Annotated in this window: 1 rRNA gene; it reads right to left on the reverse strand. The window is 46.2% G+C overall.

The window, feature by feature from the left end:
* Positions 1-665 (reverse strand): 23S ribosomal RNA (locus tag LB449_RS13795); the annotation flags it as partial.

The following is a 665-nucleotide window of genomic DNA, read 5'->3' on the forward strand; positions in this document are numbered from 1 at the left end:
CCAAACTTAATTGAGGGCGACCCTTCTCCCGAAGTTACGGGCCCATTTTGCCTAGTTCCTTAGCCATGAATCTCTCGAGCACCTTAGATTTCTCATCCCAACTACCTGTGTCGGTTTACGGTACGGGTTGCTTTAATTGATTTTCTTGGAAGAACGGCCTCTAGATTATCACCGCCACCGTAGCTTTGGTGTACTATCCCACAGTTGCCCGTGGTTCAACGTACTATTCCGTCAGTACGCACTAGATTTCCTTCTCCGTCTCTTTTAATTTAAAGCAAGTAGCAGAATATTAACTGCTTGTCCATCGACTACCCCTTTCGGGTTCGCCTTAGGCCCCGACTAACCCTCAGCTGATTAGCATAGCTGAGGAATCCTTGGTCTTTCGGTGTGCGGGTTTCTCGCCCGCATTATCGTTACTTATGCCTACATTTTCTTTTCTAATCGCTCCAGCATACCTTACAGTACACCTTCTGCGCTGATTAGAATGCTCCCCTACCTCTTATAGATAAATCTATAAAAGCATAGCTTCGGTAATATGCTTATGCCCGATTATTATCCATGCCTGACCGCTCGACTAGTGAGCTGTTACGCACTCTTTAAATGAATGGCTGCTTCCAAGCCAACATCCTAGCTGTCTAAGCAGTCTGACCGCGTTTGTTCAACTT

It is taken from the genome of Psychroflexus lacisalsi (genome assembly GCF_020164495.1).
In the GTDB taxonomy this organism is placed as follows: Bacteria; Bacteroidota; Bacteroidia; order Flavobacteriales; family Flavobacteriaceae; genus Psychroflexus; species Psychroflexus lacisalsi.